Genomic DNA, 22,091 nt, shown 5'->3' with positions numbered 1-22,091 from the left:
GACTCAATTTCAGCATTACAGCCTTCTGCGTTGCTCGCACGCTGACCATCGTCGCCGCCGCTGCACCGATCACTCCGAAAATCGATGAAGCAAAGCCCAAGGTGTATTCCGGTGCATCGTTCTTTTGCAGGCTGTTATAGGCCGTCTTCAGCGATAAGATGTTGAACCACAGCATCCCCGCGTTCAAACCACCGCCACCGCCCGAGGTGAGCAACCCGAGAAAGTTGGGCTTCACTCGCGCAGTGGTGGTCAGTTCTATCGATATTGTCCGGCTACCCGAGATGCGCAGTTGTTTCATTTCCTCAACCTGCGCCATACCGCTCTTCAAATACTTCTGTGCCTCCTGGCTAAATGGATTTTCCGTGATGGCCTGTTCGGTGATTCGATAGCGCGCTGCCAACAACCCCAACGCCTTCTCGGCATTCGCCTCCCGTGCCGCCAACAGCACCTGCTGACGCAGGCCATGACTGGCATCCCACCGTGTCTGGCCATGCAGGCGCTTGAGCACTACGGTATTGACCGCCTGGGCGGTAAGGTCGGTGATGTCGGCCATGGCCGGGAAGCGACCCGCCAATCCTTCGATTACGTTGTCGCTGGCGCCGAACAAAGAGCCGGTCGAATCCGCCTTGTCCTTGAACGGGTTGAACGGCGCCAAGGCGGTGTACAGCGGGCTGTCGTGCTGGTCCAGCCATTGCTCCAGGCGTTTGAAGCGTCGGTCATGCTCTTCGGTGCCGGGTGTCGGCTGGCCCATCGGGTGAATCAGCAAAGCCAGCGAGATTTCCAGACCGCGGGCGGAGGTGCGTTCGTCGCGGTCGTAACACGCCAGCGCGGCTGCCAGGCTGTAGGGGTTGTCGATATGTTGCGATTCGGCAGTGGCCAGCCAGGCGTCATGATCATTGCTGGCTTGCAAGGCCAGGTTGCGCAGGGCTGCAATACGCCGTTCCAGTTCATCGCGCTCGGCGAGGAAATGCCGGTATTTGGCGCTATCGATGCGCCGCGCCAGGCGCGCGCCGTGGGGGGAGTAATCCTGATGGGTGAGGGCCTGGAAATGTGACTCGGCCGCAGACAGCGCAGGGCCACGCCGCTCCGTGCCAAGCCTGAAGGCGGCCAGTTCAGGTGAAGGCGCATCGGCCGGGTACATGCTTTCCAGCGTCTTGTTCAGCAGCATGCCCACCAGGTTGCGATGGTGGAAATCGCGGCTTTGCACGCTCAGTTGCTCGGCATCCAGGCGGTAGCACGCCGGCACGCGTTCCTGCTCGGGAGGTTGCGCGGGTTTTGTGTGTGCCAGTTGCTCGGCGGGCATCAGGTCGCGCATTTGATGTTGGTAGGCCGAGACCGACAGGCTCAGGTCCAGGGCCATGCCTTCGGCGTCGGCGAGTGCTACCACCACCGGTACCTTCGGTTGGGTCCAGGGGTAGTGACGCGCCACGGCGACCAGGTTGCCGATAGGCAAGGTTTCGGTGACCGGGTCGCTGCTCCAGGTCAGCGGCATGCGCCGTTCGGTTGGCTTGAAGTCTTCGACCCAGGTTTGCAGGGCACTGACCGGCAACACATGGGGCTGGGTGGACGGCGCCTGATTGCCGGCGATCAGTTCGGCCATGTCCAGCTGGCGCATGTGCCGTTTGCGCAGGGCTGATGAGCCGGTGATGCGGGCGGTCACGGCGTTGGTCCACAGGTGCGGGCTGTAGCCGATCCACACCTCCTTGGCGGTATCGGGGCAGGTATCGGCCCATACCCAGCCCATGCTCCGGCTGGAGAGGTAGCGATCACGCAGGTGGTAGTTCTCCAACCCTTTGTAACTCAGTTCTTTGTAAAGGCCCGCGCCAACGTACTCATGGATGACCAGCTTTTCACCCGTCGGGCCTTTCATGAACACGTAGACATAGCCCGGGCGCAAGGCGCGCAGGGTGTAGGCGGAGTGCTGCAGGGGGGCGAAGCCTTGTTCCAAATTGAAACCTGCACTGGCATAACGGCAGGCGGGCGTGTCGCCGGTGCGTGGCACGATGGCATAGCGCACCGGCAGGATGGGGATGCGTGCGCTGCAGGCAGGGCCGGAGGTGGCACTGCTAACGGAAGCATTGCTCATGCGAGTTCCTTGCTCAGAGAGCAGTCTTTTCAGACCAAACGCGTAGAACGGCCTGTTCCAGTGCAAATAACGACTGGAAGGGAGTTGGCTGAGGCTAATGCTGTAGGAAATATCTTCCTTGTTTTAGAAGATGAAAAAAACGTTCCGCTTGTTACGGCTCAGGCGACAGACAATGCCTCGATTTCTCCTTCTTGGTCGAGGCTGAAAGTGTAATATTTTATTTGAATGTTTTTTGTGTTTCGCGAGTGTGGTTTATAAGTGGAAAGTTTGACCTTTGCTGTAGGAGTTGTCTTGCATTTTAGGCGGTCTTTAAACTTTCAGTTCTTGCACTTGGCCATCACTACTTGGCAAGTTTGGGGTGCGCCCCCCGAGCGGCCGGCATAGCGTATGCAATTGTTCATGGATTTTTGCCGCGCAATGCTCAGGGTATTGCCCCAGGCCAGGCCGCCTTCGCCGGTCGTGGGTACGGCTTTGGCGAAGCAGTTGGAGCCTACCGCAGGCGTGGCGTACCGCGCCTTGCTGCCTTTGCTGGAGCAACCAGCGGTGAGCGCCAGGCTGAGGGCGAGCAGGGTGGTCAGGGCCCAGGATGCGTTTGGTCTGCTCACGTGTTCCCCTTCTGCGCTTGGCAGCAAATGCCTTGCAGGATATTTCATTGTAGCGAAGCGGTGAACTATCGCGTCGTGACGGGGCTCCTTTGCTAAGCGCACCCTGCGCTCACCTGATGGCGCAAGCCCATCAGCCCCCTGGGTCACTGAATGAAAAGGAGGCACTGTGACCGCCACTGACCAAACCCTCTACCGCTGTACCCCCAGCCCGCTGCACGCCCTATTGCTGGCAGGCAGTGTCCCGTTGTTCCTTGGCGCGCTGCTGAGCGATATCGCCTACTTCAACAGCTACCAGATCCAGTGGAGCAACTTCGCCGCCTGGCTGATCGCCGGCGGCCTGGTGTTCTGCGGGTTAGCCCTGTTGTTTGCGCTGGCCAACCTGATCCGCGCCGAACGCAAGGGCGGGCGCGCCACACTGTACTTCGTGCTGCTGCTGGTGACCTGGGTGCTCGGCTTGATCAATGCGTTCGAGCACGCCAAGGACGCCTGGGCGGTGATGCCCTCGGGGCTGGTGTTGTCGGTGATCGTGACCGTGCTCTCGGTGGTGGCTGCCTGGACCGGCTTGAGCAACCTGCGTTCGGGAGGTGCAGCATGAAGCCTTTGCATGCCTTGAGCTTATTGAGCATGGCGGTGTTGCTGAGTGCCTGTGGGGGTGACGGCGAGCCTACCCAGGCCCATGGGCCGGACCCGAAGCTGCCCGATCCGCAGCGCGGGCTGCTGCCGAGCATGAAGATTGCGCAGCCGGTTGCGTGGGGCGAGCAGAAACCGGCCGTGCCGGAGGGTTTCAGCGTCACGGCCATTGCCACTGACCTGAAGATTCCGCGGCAGAGCCTGGTGCTGCCCAATGGCGATATTCTGGTGGCCGAGGGCAGGGGTGGCAGCGCGGCCAAGCTCAAGCCCAAGGATGTGATCGCCAGCCAGATCAAGGCCAAGGGCAATACGCAGGTCAAGGGTGGTAACCGCCTGACCCTGTTGCGCGATGCCGACGGCGATGGCACCTACGAGGTGCAGACCGTGTTCGCGGAAAACCTCAATGCACCCTATGGCCTGGCGTTCGCCAACGGCAAGCTGTATGTGGCCAACCAGGATGCGCTGGTGCGCTTTGACTACAAGGAAGGCCAGACCCAGGCCGACGGCCCGCCCTCCAAGGTCACCGACCTGCCGGCCGAGATCAACCACCACTGGACCAAGGCGCTGACGATCAGCCCGGATGGTCGCTACCTGTACGTGGGAATCGGCTCGAACAGCAACATCACCGAGCGCGGCCTGGAGGTAGAGATTGATCGGGCCATGGTCTGGCAGGTCGATGCCGAAACCGGCGCGCACCGGCCTTATGCCACCGGCTTGCGCAACCCGACGGCATTGACCATTCAGCCACAGACCGGGCAGTTGTGGACGGTGGTCAACGAGCGGGATGAGCTGGGCCCCGACCTGGTGCCGGACTACCTCACTTCGGTGCGCGAAGGTGGCTTCTATGGTTGGCCTTACAGCTACTGGGGGCAGAATGTAGATGATCGGGTGCGGCCGCAAAACCCGGACAAGGTGGCTGCGGCGATCAAGCCGGACTACAGCCTGGGCTCGCATGTGGCTGCACTGGGTGTCGACTTCTCGATCCCGGCAATGGGCAAGGAGTTTGCCGACGGAGTGTTCGTGGGCGAGCACGGCAGCTGGAACCGGCCCGATCCGGTTGGCTACAAAGTGATATTCGTGCCGTTCAGCAATGGCAGTCCGGCAGGTGAGCCAATCGACTTTGCCACGGGCTTTCGCGATGAGGATGGCATGACGCGTGGGCGGCCGGTGGGGGTGACCGTGGACCCGCGCGGGGCGTTGATCATTGCCGATGACCTGGCCAATACGGTATGGCGGGTGACGCGTAACCGTTGAATATTGGTCTGGCCCAAATCCACTCCCCTGTGGGAGTGGGTTCATCCGCGAAAAAGCCGGCGAGGTGATGGCACCGGCAGGGTGGCGGGCAACGTCTATGCTTGTTGGCGCGTGAACCATTCGCGCCCTTTTCTGGTTGATCACATGGAAGCAGGTCTATGAATCCGATTCGCTCACTCGCTCGTGCTGTTGCCCTGGCCACGCTGGCATCCGCTGCCAGCTTCACGGTGCACGCTGCCGATATTCCGATTGCCAGCGAGGCACTGGAAAGCCATGTCACCACGCAGGTCACAGCCATCGACCTGGCCAACCGCCAGGTCACGGTAAAAGGCCCTGATAACAAGAAAGATGTGACGTTCCAGCTTACGGAAAACGCGAAGGCTCTGCCTAACCTCAAGGTTGGGGACCAGGTCGATATCTTCGTTACCCGCGCTGTGGCTTATGTGCTCAACACCGATGTGGGTGGGGCGCCGAAGGCCAGCGAGGAATCCGGCACCATTCGCGCCACTGCACAAAACCCCAACCCGGGCGGAGAGGCATTCCGCCAGGTCCGGGTCACCTCGCAGATCAAGAAGATCGACCTCAAGACGCATGAAGTGAGCCTGCTGCCACCCGAGGGCAAGTTGCAGGTGGTCAAGGTCGAAAACCCGGACTTGCAGGCACGCATGAAGAATCTCAAGGTCGGCCAGACGGTCGATGCGATCTTTACCGAAGTGCTGCGCGTCGAAACCTCCCGCTGAGCATTTCCTGAGACAGGCTACGGGTTGCCCGTACGTGAATCCGTCGTGATGCCTTGCATGACGGCGGATGTTGTAGGCGACCCGAGCACGCAAAAATCCTCATCGCGAGCGAATCGCAACCACTGCGAACATGCGCCTGACGAATAATCCACGTGCATACGTTCAATTTCCATCAATGGAGAGAATTTTCGATCATTGCCTGAACATTTTGAGTAATGAGGGCTGCCATGTTCAGTAAAACGCTGTGCCTTCTGGTGCTTCCCTTTGCTTTGGCGTTGCTTGCTGGGGCAGTGCTGCCGTTCCAGGCTGCGGGTAATGCCGCCGTTGGCCGTGCCCTGGGGCATTGGTTGTGGGGGGCATTCACTTCGTTGACGGTGAGTTCGCTGGTGGTAATCGCCGCACTGCTGATTCTCAGGGTGCCGGTACCAGACCTGGGCAAAGCCCTGCAGGGGCCTTGGTGGCTGTGGGTTGGGGGTGTGCTGGGGGCAATGTATGTGGCTGGTGCTGCAGCGCTAACGCCCAAGCTGGGCGCGGCGGGGTTCCTGGTGTTGGTGGTGGCGGGGCAGATCATAACAGCGGTGCTTGCCGACCACTTCGGGGTGATGGGGTTGGGAGGCAAGCCGCTGAGCCTTGCCAGGGTGGCAGGCGTAGTGCTGATTCTGTGCGGCGTACTGTTGGTGCAAGGCACCTGGTCGACGGCGCCAGCGACCAGTGCAATCACTGCGGTGAAGCAGCCAGAGGGCTGATCAGCGCCCCGGCTGACTGCAGGCCCACACGGTTTCGCGCAGCCAGCGGTGCCCGGGGTCGCTGTCCTTGCGGCTGTGCCAGGCCTGCTGGTAGTCGAACGAGGGGATGGCCAGGGGCGGCCTGAACTGGCGCAGTGTCTTGTGCTGGCGCAAGGAGCCCACTGCGCGGCTGGCTACTGTCAGGATCAGGTCGGTGCCAGCAAGTACCTCTACTGCCGCGCTCCAGTGTGGCAAGGCCAAGGCAATACGGCGGCGCAGGCCTTGGGCGGCCAGCGCACGCTCGATCTCGTCGAAGGCATCGGGGCGCATGGCCATCAACACATGCGGGCGTGCCAGCCAGTCTTCAAGGGTAAGGCCGCCGCTGGGGGGCAACACTTGGCGATCGGCAACGCTGATGAAATGGTCGGCAAACAGGGGCTGGGCGGTGATGTCCTGAGGCAGCTCGGGGAACAGGCCCAGTGCCAGGTCCAGTTCCCCATCGAGCAGTTGCGCCAGCATGGTTTCGCGGCTGGCCTGGCTGATGGCCAGGTCCACCCCGGGTGCTACCTGGCGCAGGTGGCGCAGCAGGGGCGGCAGAATGATGCGCGAGGAGTAGTCGGACAGCGACAGCCGGAAACGGCGCTGGGCTTTGGCTGGCTCGAACTGTGGGGTGGCCAGCAGGCCGTTGAGATTGCTCAAGGCGTCCTGTAGCGGTTTTACCAGCGACTGGGCACGGGCGGTGAGGGCCATGCCGCCGCCTTGGCGTACCAGCAAGGGGTCGTCGAAGTGCTTGCGCAGTTGCGCCAACGCGTGGCTAACGGCGGGTTGGCTGCGGTGCAGGCGCAGGGCGGCCCGGGTCACGTGCTTTTCACTGAGCAGGGCATGCAGGGCGAGTAGCAGGTTGAGATCGATCTTGCGCAGTTCATCCATGGGGTGAATAGCCTTGGTCAATTCCGGCGGTGTTTATTAGCTTAACAAGCCTTGCGCAGTCGTTGTGGGAGCAGCCTTGTGTCGCGATGGGCCGCAAAGCGGCCCCGACGATATCTGCTACGGAGGTTAAAAGCGGAGGGCCCTTCGCGCCCCATCGCGACGCAAGGCCGCTCCCCCAAGGCTCGCGTTGACCGTTGGGGTTATACTCCCGGTCCGTTTTACTGTTATCCGAGTACTCCGATGGGTCTTTCTGCAACTGCCACACCCGAACCGCGTCGCCTCGGCGCCCCTTTGATCGCCATGGCTTTACTGCTGGCTGGCGCCTGGTTCCTCAATCTGAATGCCGGCTTCAAGCAGGTATTGCTGCTGCTGATCGGTGCAGCGCTCGGCCTGACCTTGTATCACGCCGCCTTTGGCTTCACCTCGGCGTGGCGGGTGTTCATCAACGAGCGACGAGGCGCGGGCTTGCGTGCCCAGATGGTCATGCTGGCCCTGGCGGTGCTGCTGTTCTTCCCGGCATTGTCAGATGGCAGCCTGTTCGGCAACCCGGTCACTGGCCTGGTGGCCCCGGCGGGTGTCTCGGTCGTGTTCGGTGCGTTCATCTTCGGCATCGGCATGCAGCTGGGCGGCGGGTGCGCTTCGGGCACGCTGTTCACCGTTGGCGGTGGCAATGCGCGCATGCTGGTGACCCTGCTGTTCTTCATCATCGGTTCTGTAACCGCCACCCATCACGCTGACTGGTGGTTTGCCTTGCCGTCGTTCCCGGCAACCTCGATCGTGCAGGCCTGGGGTGTGGGGCCGGCGCTGCTGGTGAGCCTGGCAGTGTTCGGGCTGATCGCCTGGGCTACAGTGGTGCTGGAAAAGCGCCGACACGGCGCGCTGGAAGCGCCAGTTGCCAGCGAACACCAGGGTATGCGTCGCTTCCTGCGTGGCCCTTGGCCGTTGCTGTGGGGCGCAATTGCCCTGGCACTTCTCAACTACGCGACCCTGGCGCTGGCGGGGCGGCCGTGGGGCATTACTTCCGCCTTCGCCTTGTGGGGTGCCAAAACCCTCAACGGCCTGGGCGTGGATGTCGGCAGCTGGGTGTTCTGGCAGGCGCCGGCCAATGCCAAGGCTTTGGCCTCGCCGTTGTGGCAAGACATCACCACGGTGATGGACCTGGGCATCGTGCTGGGTGCGCTGCTGGCGGCCGGCCTTGCCGGGCGCTTTGCGCCAAGCCTGAAAATTCCGCTGCCGTCGCTGGTCGCCGCGGTCATCGGCGGCCTGCTGTTGGGCTACGGTTCGCGCCTGGCTTATGGCTGCAACATCGGCGCGTACTTCAGTGGCATTGCCTCGGGCAGCGTGCATGGCTGGCTTTGGTTGGTGGCGGCCTATACAGGCAACCTGATCGGCGTGCGCCTGCGCCCGTTGTTTTTCGCCGGTGAGCGGCGCCCTGCGGTGCTGACGGGCTGCTGAAGCACCGAGTGAATTGCTGCAAGAGGTGCAGAAATCATCTGCACCTCGCCTGATTGTTCAACTTTTCCCACCTGATTAGCCTGACTCGAACACCCATCCAGCAGGATTCGAACATGGCTACCCGTATCACTCTCAATTGCACCGGCAGTGCCGACGTCATGCAGCCTGAACACGTGCAAGCACAACCCCCGGGGCCCGGCCAAGTCTGGCTGGAGCAGACAGCCATGGGCGTGAATCCGCTGGACCTGTTGCAGCGCAAGGGCGGTGCCCCTCTGGCCTTGCCTTCCGGTCTGGGGCTGGAAGGCGCCGGGCGAGTCACTGCCGTCGGTGATGGGATATACAACGTGCAGGTGGGGGACCGGGTCGCTTATGCCATGGGGCCGGTCGGTGCCTATGCCAGCGGCCGGTTGTTCCCGGCCGAACGGCTGGTCAAGCTGCCGCCGCAGCTGGAGGACGAGGCCGCAGCAGCGGTGCTGTTCAAAGGCATCACGGCGCAGTACTTGCTGAAAACCACCTACGCTGTGGGCCCGGGTACCCAAGTGCTGTTGTACGGCGCCGCCGGTGCCCTGGGCCAGCTGATGGCGCCTTGGGCGCGGCATCTCGGGGCGACGGTGATCGGCGTGGTATCACGCCCGCAAAGTGTGACCAGGGCCCAGGCGGCCGGTTGCCACCATGTGCTGGTGTTCGACGCGGCAACGCTGGCCAGCGATGTGCGCAAGCTGACCCAGGGGCAGGGCGTGGATGTGGCCTATGACTGTGTCGGCAAGGTGTCGCTGGAAGCTTCGCTGGACAGCCTGCGGGTGCGGGGCCTGCTGGTGTCGTTCGGGGGCGCTTCCGGTGCGCCGGCGGCGATCGAGGTGGCCACGCTCAATGCCAAGGGCTCGCTGTACCTGACCCGGCCGTCACTGGCGGCACATACCCGCACGGTAGAGGAGTACCAGCAGCGCGCCGCCGATGTGCTGGCAGCCGTCGCCGAGGGTATCATCCAGCCTCGGGTCTGGCGTCGCTACCCGCTGGCCGAAGTGGCCAGGGCCCATCGGGACCTGGAACAAGGGCTGTCGGAGGGCGCGCTGGTCCTTACTGCCTGATGCCCGAACCCTGCCACCGAGCATAGCCATGGATGCCTTCGCCAGTCGCCGCGCCGATGAACTTGCCACCTTGCTGGCCCTCCACGAGCAGGGCTCGTTTGCCGCTGCCGGGCGGCAGCTGGAGCGCCACCCCACGGTGCTGTCGAAGCGCCTGAGTGCGCTGGAGGCGCGGTTGGGCATTCGCCTGGTGGAGCGCAGCACGCGGCAGCTGCGTTTTACCGATGAAGGCGAGCGGCTGGTGGCCAAGGTACGCGAGGCCAACCGGCTGATCGCCGAGGCGGAACAGGAAGCTGCCGAGGGTGCGGCAACAGTACGCGGGCGCTTGCGCCTGGCATTGCCGGCGGCCATGGGGCGGCGCTGGTTGAGCGGGATGCTGGCCGACTTCGTGCTGGCCTATCCGCAGGTGACGGTGGAGGCCGAGTATGCCGACCGTTTTGTCGACCTGATCGGCGAGGGTTTCGATGCCGCCATCCGCATTGGCGAGCTGGTGGACAACCGCCTGGTGGCCAGGAAACTGTGCGATCACAGGCGCATCCTGTGTGCGTCGCCCGAATACCTCGCTCGGCATGGCGTACCGGTACAGCCTGAACAATTGATTGATCATAATTGTTTGTGTTTCAGTGGCTTACGTTCATTTCCTGAATGGCGCCTGATGAGCGGTGAGCGGCAGGTGAATGTGAAAGTCGCCGGCAGCCTGCGCAGCAACGACAATGAGGCATTGCTGGAGGCGGCGCGGCGCGGCGTGGGCATTCTTGCCGGCGGGGACTGGCTGATGGGTGAGGACCTGGCCAGCGGCCGCCTGGTACGGGTGCTGCCGCAATGGCAGCTGGACGTGGCAGCGGGCATTTACCTGGTACGCCCGACCGCTCGGCTGAACACTGCGGCCCTGGGCGCTTTCAAGGCCTGGCTCGAAGACCGCTTCCGGGCCGGGGCACCGTGGCGGTCTTGATACTCTTATGCAAATTTAACGCATAACCTTCTGATAAATAATAGATTATCGTTTGGCTACCGCATGCTGAACACACTGCTCATAGTAAGTTTGCTTGATCGCTGCAGGCTTCAACCGCGAGCGGCTGTTGTAAGTCTGCTCGGTAATACCGAAGGCGGTCATGCGCATCCAGGGTTTGGGGAATTTGCGTACCTGCAGCTTCTTGCGCGTGGCATACAGGGTCACCCCGGAAAGCTTGGCCTGCTGGGCCTCGGCCGCTATCTGCGCACCCCAGCCGCAGGTGTGGCGATCATTCTGGCTCAGCGCCCGGGCCTGGGCGCCGAAAGCCAGCGTGGCCAGCAAGCAACCGGCCATCGTTGCTAGAAATACTCGCATGTTGCTGTCCTAAGCATCTGAAGAAAAACGGAGTTTGCCTTCGCTTTCCGATGCTGGGGGCCAGCAATTTGCCGTCAGATCACCGCCATGCGCAGCGGGCTGTCCGCTGGTGTGCGCAGGCTTGCCCAGGCCAGGCTGGCAACCCAGATCACCGACACACCATAGTTCAGGCGTTGATACAGGCCGAATAACTGGCCGTTTTGCGCTGCCTGGCCCATCAGCGCGACGGTAATGATCGCCAGTACCACACAGGCCAGGGAAAACAGCGCAAAGGCCCGCGAGCCGGCAATGCGATTGCCTAGCCACGCCCACAGGGCACTGGCCAGGGTCAGCGAGAGGAACATCAGCAGGCCGGACAGGTTATGCAGTTGCTGTGAGGTGGACGGCTGCGCCGGTGTGCAACCCTGGTCACAGGGGAACCAGCCGGTGCCCAGGCTACCGACACCATGAAGTAAGACAAGGGCTGCACTCAGCATTGCCAGTTTCGAACCACGCCAGCGCCGCGCCAGGCCCCAGGCAAACAGCGCGAACAGCGCGGCCAGTGGGAAGTTGTTTACCAGTGGCGACCAGCTGTGGGTTGGCGCGCCTACGGCGCCGAGCTGGCTCATGGCCTGTTGCAGGTGGTTATAGCCGGGGTAAGCCTGGGCGGTGAGCCAAACACCTGCCAGCAACCAGAGGGGTATCAGCAGGCCGCTGGCGAGCAATAGGCGGTCGAGGGGTTTCATGCGGCATTTTCCTTCCATGGATGAGTGAGCGCAAAAGGCGCACAGTACAGGCTTGCGCGGCCTCTGGGCCAGCACTTGCGCCGGCTGTTTCATAGGCGTGGCTTGCGAGGGAGAGCAAGAAATACCGCACCGGGTGTATGTGATCGTACAACTGCTTGCGCTATGATGAGCGCTGTCTTTCTAGGTGAAATACAGGGCAATGACAGAGCAACAGGTACAGGCAAGGACCCGGCGCAAGCCGCGTAGTCTGGCCCAGGAACTGGTCACAGTGCTGACCGAACGCATTCGCAGTGGCCAGCTCAAGCGTGGCGACAAGCTGCCGACCGAATCGCAGATCATGGTCGAGGAGGGCGTCAGCCGCACCGTGGTGCGTGAGGCAATCTCGCGGCTGCAGGCCGCCGGGCAGGTCGAGACCCGCCATGGCATCGGCACGTTCGTGCTGGACGCGCCGGCGTCGGGGGGCTTTCGCATCGACCCGGCGACTGTGGTCACCCTGCGTGAAGTGCTGGCGGTGCTGGAGTTGCGTATTGCCCTTGAAATCGAATCGGCAGGCTTGGCGGCGCAGCGGCGCAGCGATGAAGAGCTGGCGGGCATGCGTGCGGCGCTGGACGAACTCAACGAAGGGGCGGCCCATGCCAATGATGCGGTGTCAGCGGACTTCCAGTTCCACCTGCGCATTGCCCAGGCCAGCGGCAACCACTACTTCGCCGACATCATCAACCACTTGGGCACCAGCATCATCCCGCGTACCCGGGTGAATTCGGCGCGGCTGGCCCGTGATGACCAGGCGCATTACATGAGCCGGTTGCGGCATGAGCACGAGGCGATTTATGAAGCAATCGCCCGGCGTGACAGCGAAGGGGCAAAGATGGCCATGCGCATGCACCTGAGCAATAGCCGGGAGCGCTTGCGTCAAGTACATGAAGAGGCTGAGGCGCAAGGGGTCTGAGGCCTTTGTGACCTGTACCGGCCTCTTCGCGGGCATGCCCGCTCCCACAGAATCACCACAAGGCTGAAAATTGTGCAAACCCGGTGGGAGCGGGTTTACCCGCGAAGAGGCCGGCACAGCCAAAAGAAAAGCCCCGCCATGTGCGGGGCTTTCTTGTTTCAAGCGCTCGATCAGATCGCCTCATCACTCCATTGCCCGTTCACCAGCCGGCGCAGCCCCAGCGGGTTGCCATCGCGCAGCGCCTCAGGCAGCAGGGCCTGCGGGTAGTTCTGGTAGCACACCGGGCGCAGGAAGCGGTCGATGGCCAAGGTACCCACCGAGGTACCGCGGGCGTCCGAGGTCGCAGGGTAAGGCCCGCCGTGGACCATGGCATCACATACTTCGACACCGGTCGGGTAGCCATTGATCAGGATGCGCCCGACCTTCTCCTCCAGCAGCGGCACCAGCCAGGCGTAGGCCTCGAAATCTTCCGCTTCGCCGATCAGGGTAGCGGTCAGTTGGCCACGCAGGCCCAGCAGGGCGGCGCGCAGTTGTTGGTCGTCCCGCACTTCCACGGCGACGGTGGTAGGGCCGAACACTTCTTCCTGCAGCAGCGGGTCAGACTCGACCAGCAGGCGGGCATCGGCCTTGAACAGCTGGGCGCGGGCCTGGCTGCCTTCCTGCGCCTGGCCGGCCAGGTGCTCGATACCGGTATGGGCCTGCAGGTGCTCAAGGCCGCCAACGTAGCTGCGCAGGCCACCCGCGTTGAGCATGGTTTGCCCGGCCTGCTGATCCAGGTGCTGGCCAAGGTCGGCCAGTAGCTGGCTGTACTGTGGCGATTGCAGGCCGATCACCAACCCCGGGTTGGTGCAGAACTGCCCGGCGCCCATGCATACCGAGCCGGCCAGTTCGCGGGCAATGGCCTCGCCACGTTTGGCCAGGGCGGCTGGCAGGATGATGACCGGGTTGATGCTGGACATCTCGGCGAACACTGGAATCGGCTGCGGGCGTTCGGCGGCCATGCGGCACAGGGCGTCGCCGCCTTTGAGCGAGCCGGTGAAACCGACGGCCTGGATGGCCGGGTGCTTGACCAGCCATTCGCCCACACCACCACCGAACACCATGTTGAATACGCCCTTGGGCATGCCGGTGCGCTCGGCGGCGCGTACGATGGCGCATCCCACCAGGTCGGCGGTGGCCATGTGGCCGCTGTGCGCCTTGAACACTACCGGGCAGCCAGCGGCCAGTGCAGCAGCGGTGTCGCCACCGGCGGTAGAGAAGGCCAGCGGGAAGTTGCTGGCGCCGAACACGGCGACCGGGCCGACGCCAATGCGCATCTGGCGCAGGTCCACGCGCGGGAGCGGCTGGCGCTCGGGCAAGGCCAGATCGATACGCGCACCGAGGAAGTCACCACGGCGCAGCACCTGGGCGAACAGGCGCATCTGGCCGCTGGTACGGCCACGCTCGCCTTGAATGCGGGCAGCGGGCAAGGCGGTCTCGCGGCAGACGATGGCGACCAAGGCGTCGTCCAGCTCATCCAGTTCGGCGGCGATGGCGTCGAGGAATTCGGCGCGGCGAGCCGGGGCCAGTTGGCGGAATTCAGCGAAGGCGGCAGCGGCGGCCTTGGCGGCCTGGTCTACTTCGGCTTCGCTGGCTTGAGCGAAGCTGTAGGGCAGGGCTTCGCCAGTGCTGGCGTCCAGGCTCTGCAGGCGCTGTGGGCCAGCGGCGCTGCGCTGGCCGGCGATGAAGTTGTGGCCGAGGATTTCAGGCATTGGGGTGCTCCTGTTGGCTGAAAAAAATCTGGGGGGTAGTCGCATGGGCTGTGGGAGCGGGTTTACCCGCGAAGAATCCAACGCGGTGTATGGCACCGGCCTTGCCGGTGTTCGCGGGTAAACCCGCTCCTACAGAGGACGCGAAATACCGGGAAAAAGAGTGAATCCTTGGCATCAGGTAATCGGTGCCGGGTTGAACAGGGTGATGTCGTTGTGCAGCCGGTGCTGTTCGGCCCAGGTCTGCTTGCGGCCGCTGGCCACGTCCAGGTAGTAATGGAACAGTTCCCAACCCAGTTCTTCGATGCTCGAACGGCCTGTGGCGATGCGCCCGGCGTCGATGTCGATCAGGTCGGGCCAACGCTGGGCCAGTTCGCTGCGCGTGCACACCTTGACCACCGGCGCCATGGCCAGCCCGTAGGGCGTGCCTCGGCCCGTGGTGAACACATGCAGGTTCATGCCGGCGGCCAGCTGCAGGGTGCCGCAGACAAAGTCGCTGGCCGGGGTGGCGCAGAAGATCAGGCCCTTGCGCATTACCCGCTCGCCCGGGCCAAGCACGCCCTGGATGGCGCCGCTGCCGGACTTGACGATCGACCCCAGCGACTTCTCGACGATATTGGACAGGCCGCCTTTCTTGTTGCCCGGCGTCGTATTGGCGCTGCGGTCGGCGGCGCCTTGCTGCAGGTAGCGGTCGTACCAGTCCATTTCACGTATCAAGGCACCGGCCACCTCCTGGTTTTCGGCGCGCGAGGTCAGCATGTAGATGGCGTCGCGCACCTCGGTCACTTCCGAGAACAGCACGGTGGCGCCGGCGCGTACCAGCAAGTCGGCTGCGTACCCCAGCGCCGGGTTGGCGGTGATGCCCGAGAACGCATCGCTGCCACCGCATTGCATGCCAAGGATCAATTCGCTGGCCGGTACGGTTTCGCGGCGGCGCTGGTCGAGCTTCTTCAGGCGGGTTTCGGCCAGTTCCATGATCTGTTCGATCATTTCCACAAAGCCCAGGCTGGCGTCCTGCAGGCGGTACAGCCACGGTTCGCTCAGGTCTACCGACGGGTCGTTGTCGTGCATCACCTGGCCGGCTTGCAGCTTTTCACAGCCGAGGCTGATGACCAGCGCCTCGCCACCCAGGTTGGGGTTGCGCGCCAGGTTGCGCACGGTGCGGATCGGAATGTAGGCATCGCGGGCGTTGATGGCCACGCCACAGCCATAACTGTGGGTGATGGCCACCACGTCATCGACGTTGGGGTACTTGGGCAGCAGTTCGCTGCGAATGCGCTTGACCGCATGCTCCAGCACGCCGGTCACGCACTGTACGGTGGTGGTGATACCAAGGATGTTGCGGGTGCCGACGGTGCCGTCGGCGTTGCGGTAGCCTTCGAACGTGAAGCATTCGAGCGGCGGCAGCGGTTGAGGGACAGCGTCGCAGCGCGGCAGGCTGTCCAGCTCGGGCGCGGCCGGCATGGCCAGCTGGCTTTCCTGCACCCAGCTGCCTTGGCGCAGGTCTTCCAGCGCGTAGCCGATGATTTGCCCGTAGCGGCGCACGGGCTCGCCCTTGGCGATGGCCACGGTGGCCACCTTGTGGCTTTGAGGCACGCCTTCGACAAGGGTCAGGCCGTCGGCAAAGCGGGCGCCTTCGCCCAGGCCGCCGTCGTTGACCACCACCACGACGTTATCGTCGTGGTGCAGGCGGACGTAGCGGGGCGAGTCGGAATGTTCGATCAACTGCATGTTTGGGCCCTACTTGTCAGGTTCTCAGGCTTTTTTGTACATCCGCCCGCACCGGTTGCCCCGGTGCGGGCGTGTTCACTCAGTGACGCGAGCTGGCCAGTTCGCCGTTGGCGGCAGGCTCAGCCTGTGGCTTTGGGGCATCTTCGCGCAGCTCGATACGCTTGATCGGGCCGACGATCACCAGGTAGCTGAACACCGCTACCAGGGCGTTGGCACCCACGTACACCAGCGCCCACTTGAACGAGCCGGTGGCGCTGATGATGTAGCCGATCACGATAGGGGTGGTGATCGAGGCGATGTTGCCGAAGGTGTTGAACAGGCCACCGGACAGCCCGGCGATCTGCTTGGGCGAGGTGTCGGCCACCACCGCCCAGCCCAGCGCGCCAATGCCTTTGCCGAAGAACGCCAGGGTCATGAAGCCAACCACCATCCACTCGGCGTCGACGTAGTTGCAGAACACCATGGTGGTCGACAGCAGCAGGCCGCACACAATCGGCAGTTTGCGCGAGAAGGTCAGCGAATTGCCACGGCGCAGCAGCCAGTCGGAGATCACGCCACCCAGCACGCCACCAATGAAGCCGCAGACCGCCGGCAGCGAAGCGATGAAGCCGGCCTTGAGGATGGTCATGCCACGTTCCTGCACCAGGTACACAGGGAACCAGGTGAGGAAGAAGTAGGTGATGGCGTTGATGCAGTACTGGCCCAGGTACACGCCCAGCAGCATGCGGCTGGTCAGCAGTTGCTTGATGTAGCCCCATTTCGGGCCGGCGTTGCCGCGCTTCTGGTCCATGTCCACCAGGCCGCCGTTCTGCTCGATGTGTTCAAGCTCGCTTTGGCTGATGCGTGGGTGCTGGCGCGGGTTATGGATGGTTTTCAGCCAGACCATGGAGAACACGATGCCCAGTGCACCCATGACCACGAATACGTGCTCCCAACCGAAGCTGAATACGATCCAGCCCATGATCGGGGCGAACAGCGCCGTGGCGAAGTACTGCGCGGAGTTGAAGATGGCTGAGGCAGTGCCGCGCTCCTGAGTCGGGAACCAGGCGGCGACGATGCGCGCGTTGCCCGGGAACGACGGGGCTTCAGCAAAGCCGACCAGAAAGCGCAGGGTGAAGAGGGTGACCACGGCCCAGGCAACCGGCAGGCCACCGACAAAACCCTGCAACAGGGTGAACAGCGACCAGGTGAAGATGCTGAAGGCGTAGACGTTCTTGGAACCGAAGCGATCGAGCAGCCAGCCACCAGGAATCTGGCCAGCCACGTAAGCCCATCCAAAGGCGGAGAAGATATAACCGAGGGTAACGGCGTCAATGCCGAGGTCTTTCTGCAGGCTGGAACCTGCGATGGCAATGGTGGCGCGGTCGGCATAGTTGATCGTGGTCACCAGAAACAGCATGAACAGGATCAGGTAGCGCACATGCGTCTTTTTAGTCGCTTGCATGCTGGCAATACTCCCACTAGTTATTTTTGTGCGGGCTCACGAATTGTAACCGGAGCGGGGCTGGCCCGCTCCGGGCGCGGCACTTGGCAGGCCGCGGGCGATACTTATTGCGGGCCCATCTTGTCCATCAGCGCGGCGAGCATCTCGTACTCTTCTGCGGTGAGGTCGGTGAGCGGCGTACGCACCGGGCCAGCGTCGTAACCGGCAATCTTGGCACCGGCCTTGACGATGCTCACGGCATAGCCAGCCTTGCGGTTACGGATGTCCAGGTACGGCAGGAAGAAATCGTCGATCAGTTTGGCCACGGCGGCGTGGTCGTCACGGGCGATGGCGTTGTAGAAGTCCATGGCGGTCTTGGGCACGAAGTTGAACACGGCGGAGGAGTACACCGGCACGCCCAGGGCCTTGTAGGCGGCAGCATACACTTCGGCGGTCGGCAGGCCACCCAGGTAGCTGAAGCGGTCGCCCAGGCGGCGACGGATCGACACCATCAGCTCGATATCACCCAGGCCATCCTTGTAGCCGATCAGGTTCGGGCAGCGCTCGGCCAGTTTTTCCAGCAGGTCGGCATTCAGGCGGCAGACGTTGCGGTTGTACACCACCACGCCGATCTTCACCGATTTGCACACTGCTTCGACGTGGGCGGCGACGCCGTCCTGGCTGGCTTCGGTCAGGTAGTGCGGCAGCAGCAGCAGGCCCTTTGCACCCAGGCGTTCGGCTTCCTGTGCGTATTCGATGGCCTGGCGGGTGGAGCCGCCCACGCCAGCGAGGATAGGTACCGAGGTAGCGCAGGTGTCGACGGCAGTCTTGATCACCTGGCTGTATTCGCTGGCGGCCAGGGAGAAGAACTCACCGGTGCCGCCGGCTGCGAACAGTGCGCTGGCGCCATACGGGGCCAACCATTCCAGGCGCTTGATGTAGCCAGCCTGGTGGAAATCGCCCTGGGCGTTGAAGTCGGTGACCGGGAAAGACAGCAAGCCGTGAGAGAGGATGGATTTGAGTTCTTGTGGATTCATTGTTGTAGGCATCCTGTGGCGCTTGGGTGAAGGGTGTTGTTTTGCGTTGGAGGTAAGTTATCGTACAACATGTGTGATGACTAGTCCCCTTTGCTAGATTTTTTTGCAGTGAGGCAGGGAGCACAGGCGACCAATAACGGAAGGAAAAGACACCGATGGCGGATTATCCGCAATCAGTCATCGTATCTCTTGGTGGGGAAGGAAAAAAACGATCGCGGAGACAGGCACTAAGCCGCCGCCCGATTCCACGGGAAGTGTTCTGGGACCAGCAGAGGGTGACCGGGGAAACGGGGGCGGCCTTGCGCCGCCCCGCGATCAAAGCAGAGGAAACTGAGGGTCAGGCAGCGTGCTGGCGCTTGATTTGCGCCTTGCGTACCTGGGCACGGCAAGCATCGCCGAAGGCCTGGAACATCTTGATCGAATCTGGGTTCTTCGCAGCTTGCCACTCGGGGTGCCACTGTACAGCGAACAGGAAGGGCGAAATGCTCGGGGCGTGAATGGCCTCGACCAGGCCGTCTTCGGCCAGGGCGATGGCTTCGATGCCGGCGCCAAGGGTGCGCAGGCCTTGGCCATGCAGCGAGTTGACGCGAATTTCGTCGCTACCCAGGGTGTCACGCAGCCAGCTGCCTGGCTTGATCTTCACACCATGTACCTGGGCGTACTGCACTTCAACCGGGTCTTCCGGGTTTTCCCGGTGGTCGTTGAAGCCAGGCTCGGCGTATACCTTCTGGTAGATGTCGCCACCCAGGGCCACGTTGATTTCCTGCATGCCACGGCAGATGCCGAAAATCGGCAGACCACGCTTGATCGCCGCTTTCACCAGCGGGATGTCGAACAGGTCGCGGTTCTGGTCCTGGCCTTTGCCTGGGGTTTCGTTCTCCTGGCCGTACAGGGCCGGGTCGATGTTGCTGCCGGCGCCGGTCAGGTACACGCCGTCGGCCATGTCCAGATAGGTGTCGAGGTCTTCAGTGCCGCAGCAGGTGGGCACCAGAACCGGGACGCAATCAGAGAACTCGACCAGCGGGGTGATGTATTTGTGGGTCATGACCTGATAGTCATGGCCTTTGCGCTCTTGGCTGCCCATGGTCATCAGGACGACGGGTTTGCGCAGGGAAGGTTGCTTGTTGCCAATGTTGCTGTTGGACATATGTCACCTTGGGACAGGTTCAGCCTGTCGTTGTTGTGCAGGTGCACGGCGCGGGGCCCTGAGTGCAGCCTGAAGCTCCGAGCACTGCCGGCTCGTCAGAGGCGACGATTCCGGTCGGGGCATGTAGATAGCTTGCCAGAGCCGTTCGATATGTCAAACGACGGAAGAGGGCTTTAACGCGGGGAATGCACCGGTTTTTGGGGGCTGAAACCGATGCGGGCCTGTGGCGGCGTGGGTTTGGCGGGGGTGTTGGTCAATAATATTTAACGACGCAGTTGGCTCTTTGCAGCGGTGCAATGAAGGGGGCTGGAGTTTGTGCTACTGGCCCTATCGCCGGCAAGCCAGCTCCCACAGGATATCTGCAGCTTTCAAAGGCGGATGCAGTACCTGTGGGAGCTGGCTTGCCGGCGATAGGGGCAGCACAGGCATCAAACATTTTGCTCAGTGCAGTATCTGCGCCAGGAACGCCTTGGCGCGCTCGGTACGCGGCTGGTTGAAGAACACCTGCGGCGGGCTGTCTTCGATGATCTGCCCACCCTCAAGGAACAGCACCCGCTCGGCCACTTGCCGGGCAAAGCCCATTTCATGGGTGACGCAAAGCATGGTCATGCCCGTGCCGGCCAGCTGCACCAGCACATCCAGCACCTCGGCGACCATTTCCGGGTCCAGCGCCGAGGTAGGCTCGTCAAACAGCATGATGCGCGGCTTCATGCACAGGGCCCGGGCAATCGCCACGCGCTGCTGCTGGCCGCCTGACAGCTGGCTGGGGTACTTGTGTGCCTGGCTTTCGATACCCACCTTGCTCAGGTACATGCGCGCCCGTTCCTCGGCGTCCTTGCGCGACAGCCCGCGTACGCTGGTGGGTGCCAGCAGGCAGTTGTCGAGCACGCTCATGTGCGGGAACAGGTTGAAATGCTGGAACACCATGCCGATGTCGCTGCGCACCTGCGCCGCTTCACGGGTAGTGGCCGCCAGGTCGATGCCGTCCACCTGGATGTTGCCCTGCTGGGCTACCTCCAGGCGGTTGATGCAGCGGATCAAGGTCGACTTGCCCGAGCCGGACGGCCCACACAGCACGATGCGTTCGCCTTCGCGCACCTGCAGGTCGATGTTGTGTAGCACCTGGAAAGCGCCGTAGTGCTTGTTCAGGCCTTCGATGCGGATCAGCACCGGGCGTGGGTCGGGCTCGGGGGCAAGGCTTGCAATGCTCAGTGGTGCGGTCATGTTGTTGTTCTCCCGCGTGGGTTCAGTCGAAACGAGTCGCGCTGTAGGGCGCGGGGTCGGTGAAAGGGCGCTCTCCGGTGATCAGCTCGGCCACCAGCCGGCCGCTGACCGGGCCCAGGGTGAGGCCGTGGTGCGCGTGGCCAAAGTTGAACCACAGCCCCGGGTGGCGGGCTGCCGGGCCGATCACCGGGCGCATGTCGGGCAGGCATGGGCGGCGGCCCAGCCAAGGCGTGTCGTCCAGGCGTTCACCCAAGGCCGGGAACAGCTTGCGCGCCAAGGCCTCACAGCGGCCCAGCTGGATCTGGTTGCCCGGCGCGCTGCTGGCGTCGAACTCGATGCCGGTGGTCAAGCGCACACCGCGCGCCATTGGCGCCAGCACGTAGCCGCCCTGGGTGTCGCAGATTGAATGCTCAAGCATCGCACCGTCACGGGTGCTGTAGTGCATGTGGTAGCCGCGCTTGATCGCCAGCGGAATCTGGTAGCCCAGGCCGCTGAACAGGTCGGCCGACTGCGGGCCGAGGCAGGCCACCACCTCGTCGGCGGTAATCGGGCCACGGCGGCTCTCTACCCGCCATTTGCCGTTGGCCTGGCGCAGGCTGCGCGCATCACCATGCAGGAACTGCCCACCGCGCTGCTGGAACAGCGCCGCATAGCCGCGGGTGAGGGCGCCGGGGTTGTTCACGGTCTTGGGGTCGAGCCAGTGGATGCCGCCGACCACGGTGGCGTCCAGCTGATGCTCGCGGGCCTGCAACTGCCCGCATTCGAGGATTTCAAATTGCAGGCCATAGCGGCTCAGGCCTTTGGCGTCGGCCTTGGCCTGCTCGAACAGGGCCGGGTCGCGGAACACTTCGATCCAGCCTTTGGCCTGCACCAGCCCTTCAAGGCCGGCGGCTTTGATCAGCGCGTCGTGTTCTTCGACGCAGCGCTGCACCAGCGGCAGCATGTCGGCGGCGGCCCCGGCCAGGCGCCCGGGGGCCGACTGGCGCCAGTAGCGCCACAGCCACGGCGCGGCCTTGGGCAGGTGTGCCAGGCTGTAGCGCACGTCGGGCTGGCGGTTCAGGCCGTAGCGCAACAATGCGCCGAACTGCCGGGGAAAGGCGTAGGGGATGACGCTGGAGCGCTCGATCAGCCCGGCGTTGCCGTGGCTGGTGCCGCTGCCGGGTTCATCGCGGTCGATCAGGACGACCTGGCGCCCGCGGGCCTGCAGGTGCAGGGCGGTGCTGACGCCGACGATGCCGGCGCCGAGGACAAGGGTCTGGCAATGCATGGA

The 22,091-nt window shown here is 63.3% G+C and carries 20 protein-coding genes; 8 read left to right on the top strand and 12 right to left on the bottom strand.

The genetic code is table 11. From position 1 onward, the window contains the following. Nucleotides 1-2,086, bottom strand: a 2,086-nt coding sequence (locus E8E78_RS03940; protein ID WP_280337091.1) for a T6SS effector BTH_I2691 family protein, incomplete at its 3' end; no start/stop codon positions are given. A 317-nt stretch (nt 2,087-2,403) separates the two neighbouring features. Further along, nucleotides 2,404-2,691 (bottom strand): DUF4189 domain-containing protein, encoded by a 288-nt coding sequence (locus E8E78_RS03935; RefSeq protein ID WP_080983705.1) that lies wholly within the window; start codon nt 2,689-2,691, stop codon nt 2,404-2,406. A gap of 166 nt (nt 2,692-2,857) precedes the next feature. On the opposite strand from E8E78_RS03935, the gene E8E78_RS03930 reads away from it, so the two are divergent. From E8E78_RS03930 to E8E78_RS03915, 4 genes are all read left to right on the top strand, one after another. Continuing rightward, nucleotides 2,858-3,286 carry a DUF2231 domain-containing protein gene (locus E8E78_RS03930; RefSeq protein ID WP_016499295.1) on the top strand — a complete coding sequence of 143 codons (429 nt, stop codon included), beginning with the start codon at nt 2,858-2,860 and terminating at the stop codon, nt 3,284-3,286. Further along, on the top strand, nt 3,283-4,575 hold the full coding sequence (locus E8E78_RS03925) for a sorbosone dehydrogenase family protein (RefSeq protein WP_114942516.1): 1,293 nt from the start codon (nt 3,283-3,285) through the stop codon (nt 4,573-4,575). The genes E8E78_RS03930 and E8E78_RS03925 overlap by 4 nt, the downstream gene beginning before the upstream one ends. Nucleotides 4,576-4,733: 158 nt before the next feature. Next, nucleotides 4,734-5,315: a hypothetical protein gene (locus E8E78_RS03920; protein ID WP_049275956.1), complete on the top strand. Its 582-nt coding sequence runs from the start codon at nt 4,734-4,736 to the stop codon at nt 5,313-5,315. 227 nt (nt 5,316-5,542) lie between these two features. Then, nucleotides 5,543-6,061, top strand: coding sequence for a DMT family transporter (locus tag E8E78_RS03915; protein ID WP_016499298.1), 519 nt, complete (start codon nt 5,543-5,545; stop codon nt 6,059-6,061). Here E8E78_RS03915 and E8E78_RS03910 read toward each other — a convergent pair whose 3' ends face one another. Then, nucleotides 6,062-6,970 (bottom strand): LysR family transcriptional regulator, encoded by a 909-nt coding sequence (locus E8E78_RS03910; protein ID WP_049275955.1) that lies wholly within the window; start codon nt 6,968-6,970, stop codon nt 6,062-6,064. It lies immediately after the preceding gene. A 240-nt stretch (nt 6,971-7,210) separates the two neighbouring features. Between E8E78_RS03910 and E8E78_RS03905 the strand changes: the two genes are divergently transcribed. The 3 genes from E8E78_RS03905 (at nt 7,211) to E8E78_RS03895 (ending at nt 10,462) form a co-directional block, all read left to right on the top strand. Continuing rightward, a complete protein-coding gene (locus E8E78_RS03905; RefSeq protein WP_049275954.1) occupies nt 7,211-8,425 on the top strand; it encodes a YeeE/YedE family protein in 1,215 nt (404 codons plus the stop codon). 113 nt (nt 8,426-8,538) lie between these two features. Further along, nucleotides 8,539-9,513, top strand: a complete 975-nt coding sequence (locus E8E78_RS03900) for a quinone oxidoreductase (protein WP_280313508.1) — start codon at nt 8,539-8,541, stop codon at nt 9,511-9,513. Between the two features lie 28 nt (nt 9,514-9,541). Further along, nucleotides 9,542-10,462 carry a LysR family transcriptional regulator gene (locus tag E8E78_RS03895; protein WP_061204154.1) on the top strand — a complete coding sequence of 307 codons (921 nt, stop codon included), beginning with the start codon at nt 9,542-9,544 and terminating at the stop codon, nt 10,460-10,462. A gap of 45 nt (nt 10,463-10,507) precedes the next feature. On the opposite strand, the gene E8E78_RS03890 is transcribed toward E8E78_RS03895, so the two are convergent. Both E8E78_RS03890 and E8E78_RS03885 read right to left on the bottom strand, forming a co-directional pair. Then, complete coding sequence (locus tag E8E78_RS03890; protein WP_016499303.1) at nt 10,508-10,837, bottom strand: hypothetical protein; 330 nt, start codon at nt 10,835-10,837, stop codon at nt 10,508-10,510. 74 nt (nt 10,838-10,911) lie between these two features. After that, the gene (locus E8E78_RS03885) at nt 10,912-11,562 is read right to left on the bottom strand and encodes a DUF998 domain-containing protein (protein ID WP_059395397.1); all 651 of its coding nucleotides are present in this window, start codon (nt 11,560-11,562) and stop codon (nt 10,912-10,914) included. Nucleotides 11,563-11,761: 199 nt separating this feature from the next. Here E8E78_RS03885 and E8E78_RS03880 point away from each other — a divergent pair, with 199 nt between their 5' ends. After that, nucleotides 11,762-12,511, top strand: coding sequence for a FadR/GntR family transcriptional regulator (locus E8E78_RS03880; protein ID WP_049275950.1), 750 nt, complete (start codon nt 11,762-11,764; stop codon nt 12,509-12,511). Nucleotides 12,512-12,681: 170 nt separating this feature from the next. On the opposite strand, the gene E8E78_RS03875 is transcribed toward E8E78_RS03880, so the two are convergent. The 7 genes from E8E78_RS03875 to E8E78_RS03845 form a co-directional block, all read right to left on the bottom strand. Next, nucleotides 12,682-14,262 (bottom strand): aldehyde dehydrogenase (NADP(+)), encoded by a 1,581-nt coding sequence (locus tag E8E78_RS03875; RefSeq protein WP_280313506.1) that lies wholly within the window; start codon nt 14,260-14,262, stop codon nt 12,682-12,684. Between the two features lie 174 nt (nt 14,263-14,436). Next, nucleotides 14,437-15,990, bottom strand: a complete 1,554-nt coding sequence (garD, locus tag E8E78_RS03870; protein ID WP_280313504.1) for a galactarate dehydratase — start codon at nt 15,988-15,990, stop codon at nt 14,437-14,439. A 79-nt stretch (nt 15,991-16,069) separates the two neighbouring features. Further along, complete coding sequence (locus tag E8E78_RS03865; RefSeq protein WP_016499308.1) at nt 16,070-17,434, bottom strand: MFS transporter; 1,365 nt, start codon at nt 17,432-17,434, stop codon at nt 16,070-16,072. Nucleotides 17,435-17,538: 104 nt separating this feature from the next. Then, entirely contained in the window at nt 17,539-18,450 is a 912-nt protein-coding gene (gene kdgD / locus E8E78_RS03860) for a 5-dehydro-4-deoxyglucarate dehydratase (protein WP_016499309.1), read from the bottom strand. A gap of 337 nt (nt 18,451-18,787) precedes the next feature. Continuing rightward, nucleotides 18,788-19,597 carry a type 1 glutamine amidotransferase gene (locus E8E78_RS03855; RefSeq protein WP_059395395.1) on the bottom strand — a complete coding sequence of 270 codons (810 nt, stop codon included), beginning with the start codon at nt 19,595-19,597 and terminating at the stop codon, nt 18,788-18,790. Between the two features lie 441 nt (nt 19,598-20,038). After that, entirely contained in the window at nt 20,039-20,821 is a 783-nt protein-coding gene (locus E8E78_RS03850; RefSeq protein ID WP_016499310.1) for an amino acid ABC transporter ATP-binding protein, read from the bottom strand. 22 nt (nt 20,822-20,843) lie between these two features. Next, nucleotides 20,844-22,088, bottom strand: coding sequence for an FAD-binding oxidoreductase (locus E8E78_RS03845; protein WP_016499311.1), 1,245 nt, complete (start codon nt 22,086-22,088; stop codon nt 20,844-20,846). Between the last annotated feature and the right edge of the window lie 3 nt (nt 22,089-22,091).

Source organism: Pseudomonas sp. BN505, assembly GCF_029873175.1.
GTDB classification, from domain to species: Bacteria; Pseudomonadota; Gammaproteobacteria; order Pseudomonadales; family Pseudomonadaceae; genus Aquipseudomonas; species Aquipseudomonas putida.
This window is presented reverse-complemented; position numbering and strand designations above follow the sequence as displayed.

Coding starts and splice junctions, on each gene's coding strand:
- E8E78_RS03925 (WP_114942516.1), top strand. CDS start 3,283: ATGAAGCCTTTGCATGCCTTGAGCTTATTGAGCATGGCGGTGTTGCTG.
- E8E78_RS03920 (WP_049275956.1), top strand. CDS start 4,734: ATGAATCCGATTCGCTCACTCGCTCGTGCTGTTGCCCTGGCCACGCTG.
- E8E78_RS03915 (WP_016499298.1), top strand. CDS start 5,543: ATGTTCAGTAAAACGCTGTGCCTTCTGGTGCTTCCCTTTGCTTTGGCG.
- E8E78_RS03910 (WP_049275955.1), bottom strand. CDS start 6,970: ATGGATGAACTGCGCAAGATCGATCTCAACCTGCTACTCGCCCTGCAT.
- E8E78_RS03905 (WP_049275954.1), top strand. CDS start 7,211: ATGGGTCTTTCTGCAACTGCCACACCCGAACCGCGTCGCCTCGGCGCC.
- E8E78_RS03900 (WP_280313508.1), top strand. CDS start 8,539: ATGGCTACCCGTATCACTCTCAATTGCACCGGCAGTGCCGACGTCATG.
- E8E78_RS03895 (WP_061204154.1), top strand. CDS start 9,542: ATGGATGCCTTCGCCAGTCGCCGCGCCGATGAACTTGCCACCTTGCTG.
- E8E78_RS03890 (WP_016499303.1), bottom strand. CDS start 10,837: ATGCGAGTATTTCTAGCAACGATGGCCGGTTGCTTGCTGGCCACGCTG.
- E8E78_RS03885 (WP_059395397.1), bottom strand. CDS start 11,562: ATGAAACCCCTCGACCGCCTATTGCTCGCCAGCGGCCTGCTGATACCC.
- E8E78_RS03880 (WP_049275950.1), top strand. CDS start 11,762: ATGACAGAGCAACAGGTACAGGCAAGGACCCGGCGCAAGCCGCGTAGT.
- E8E78_RS03875 (WP_280313506.1), bottom strand. CDS start 14,262: ATGCCTGAAATCCTCGGCCACAACTTCATCGCCGGCCAGCGCAGCGCC.
- garD (WP_280313504.1), bottom strand. CDS start 15,990: ATGCAGTTGATCGAACATTCCGACTCGCCCCGCTACGTCCGCCTGCAC.
- E8E78_RS03865 (WP_016499308.1), bottom strand. CDS start 17,434: ATGCAAGCGACTAAAAAGACGCATGTGCGCTACCTGATCCTGTTCATG.
- kdgD (WP_016499309.1), bottom strand. CDS start 18,450: ATGAATCCACAAGAACTCAAATCCATCCTCTCTCACGGCTTGCTGTCT.
- E8E78_RS03855 (WP_059395395.1), bottom strand. CDS start 19,597: ATGTCCAACAGCAACATTGGCAACAAGCAACCTTCCCTGCGCAAACCC.
- E8E78_RS03850 (WP_016499310.1), bottom strand. CDS start 20,821: ATGACCGCACCACTGAGCATTGCAAGCCTTGCCCCCGAGCCCGACCCA.
- E8E78_RS03845 (WP_016499311.1), bottom strand. CDS start 22,088: ATGCATTGCCAGACCCTTGTCCTCGGCGCCGGCATCGTCGGCGTCAGC.